At 44.6% G+C, this 2,310-nt stretch carries 1 protein-coding gene and 1 pseudogene; one reads left to right on the top strand and one right to left on the bottom strand.

The features are described from left to right. Positions 1–563: 563 nt before the first annotated feature. Positions 564–1,682 (bottom strand): peptidylprolyl isomerase, encoded by a 1,119-nt coding sequence (locus tag PX484_RS00725; protein WP_287667051.1) that lies wholly within the window; start codon positions 1,680–1,682, stop codon positions 564–566. Between the two features lie 353 nt (positions 1,683–2,035). Here PX484_RS00725 and PX484_RS00720 point away from each other — a divergent pair. Further along, positions 2,036–2,310, top strand: a pseudogene (locus PX484_RS00720) (2,3-diketo-5-methylthiopentyl-1-phosphate enolase); the annotation flags it as partial.

Genomic DNA, 2,310 nt, shown 5'->3' with positions numbered 1-2,310 from the left:
CTTACCTCATTTCATCGCTAAAACTGATGTTAGAGACGGGAGATTTTTGGGGTTGCCAGATTCGAGATTTGTGCATCTATGGCAAGGTTAGATTTAAGTGTGATCTTTAGTTACTATATCACCAACTCTGTCATCTCTTAGACCTTGGCTATCAACCAATTCTCCCTAGGCGTTGCTGATTGACGATATGAAACTAGGATTAAGGGAACGGGGAACTTAGATAAAACTGATGTTAATTAAATAACTTTTGCCGCCATCAAATCAATAATAATCAGGGCCATAGATTGCAGAATTAATAATCTTAAGTGGGTAGGTGTTAAAAGTTGTCAGGCACCCCCCTTATCAAGGGGGGATTAAGGGGGGATCAAGGGGGGATTAAGGGTAGGGTTGATTCATGAATCAACCCTACAAAGCACGACGTTTTGAAAAATTTTCAGATATTTATTCCGATGAGAGAATGAAACGACCCTAGGGGTATCAGGGGAAGTACCCAGAATCTGAGCTGCTTCCCCTATCTATACTAATCTCTGTGCCTTAACAAAACCCAGTTAAAAACCCCCACCCTAGCTAGGTTGGACGAGATTATTTAAGCCATAAACCACTTTAACGCTGATAATCTTATCCTGATCGGTAAGTTCTTCTAACACCTCTTTTCCCTCGACTAAATAGCCAAAAACCGAATAACGACCATCCATGAGATTAAACCCCGGAGGAGTTAATTCATTATCGAATTTAAAGAAAAAGAATTGCGAGGAACCTCCATTAGGATTAGTATCCGGACGTGCTAGGGCCACCGCACCAAAAGCGTTAAAAGGTAAGGCGAGACTGGGTAAGTAAATCCCTAATTCTTCGAGAGTATTGCCATAAACTGGTTCTTCTTCCCCTTTAATCAAAATTTCTAAGGGAATAGAGCGATATTGTTTAGTTTTCGGGTCAATAAACCCCTCTTCTGCACCGACGGGATCCCCAGTTTGCACAACGAAATTATCTTCGCTGCGAATAAAGGGTAAACCGTCATAAAAACCCCGTTGGACTAAATCCACAAAGTTACCCCCATTAATCGGAGCGCTGTAACCATCCACAACGATGGTTAAATCTCCTTTGGTGGTCTGCATCTCTATGGTGGCACGTCCTCGCAATTGCGGCAAGTTAGCGTATTCCGGGGGAACGTTAAAGGGAAAACCCACCACCATTAATTCTTCTAAAGCGGTGATATGATTGAGCAATTCCCGTCTGGTTGACCAAACTGCCTCTTTATCCTTCGCTTCTACGGCCGTATCGAGGGCTGCCACTCCCGTTTTGAGTTTTTCGATTAATTCCTCCCCTTGGCTTTTACTGGCTTCGGGAACACTATCTAAGATAGCCTTGCTTTTGGTAGAAAGGGCATAATTGGCATCCTTGACATCTTTTTTAATCGGACTCCAACGCTTGGCCCGCAGATGTTTGGCAATATCTTCGATCGATTGTTGCACTTGACGAATTGGTTTATTATCTATGGGTAAGGCATTGCGTAAAATAGCAGTGGGATCCGTTACCGCATCACCCTGAGCAAGCACAGCCAGAGCAGGGGCAGTCCCCTTAACCGTGAACAGACTTAAGATTAAAAATAGTGCTAGGGCAATACTAGCGCCGCTTTTTAAGAAAAATTTGCCCGATTCGCGTAATCTTGTCTTTATTTTCATATTTTGGTCGGTTCCTCAATGGCCATACCTATCCAAAATACTTGTAGGCTTTTAGGGGAACCCTTGTCAATAGCTAAGAAAATCGATCGAAGCCATCAGTAATCAGTAATCAGTTATCAGTTATCAGTTATCAGTTGTCAGTTCACCCATTACTGTTTACTGAAAAAAGGCTCCCCAATTCCCCAATTCCCCAATTCCCCAATTCCCCCCTGCCCCACCTCCCCGCCTCCCCACTTCCCCACCGCCCCACTTCCCCACCTCCCCCACCTCCCCCACCTCCCCAATTCCCCACCTCCCCAATTCATAATTCATAATTTATAATTTATAATTCCCACTCCCTTTTTTTACCTTTTATGACCATAATTGTCGATTATCGCTTTCCGCCCGCTATTAATGCCGAAAAACAGGCAAAAACGATCGCTATCGGTCAAACCGCCGGCACTTGGAGCGAGCGCCACAGTCATCGTCAAGAGCAGCTGCAACAACCCCTAGCGGAAGTGGTGGGGATCAGGGAGGAAGCCGACGGTTATAAGGTGGCTAGGGTGCGTTTTCCCCAGATAAACGTTGAAAATGACATCGCCAGTCTTTTAACCATGATTTTCGGCAAATATTCCATGGCTGGAGCCGG

Source organism: Microcystis sp. M49636_WE2, assembly GCF_030065375.1.
Taxonomy (GTDB): domain Bacteria; phylum Cyanobacteriota; class Cyanobacteriia; order Cyanobacteriales; family Microcystaceae; genus Microcystis; species Microcystis aeruginosa_C.
Note: the sequence above shows the minus strand (reverse complement) of the source record. Positions and strands in the feature narration are given on the sequence as shown.

What these genes read in the sequence shown, in the direction of transcription:
- PX484_RS00725 (WP_287667051.1), bottom strand. Translation starts at nt 1,682, where the DNA reads ATGAAAATAAAGACAAGATTACGCGAATCGGGCAAATTTTTCTTAAAA.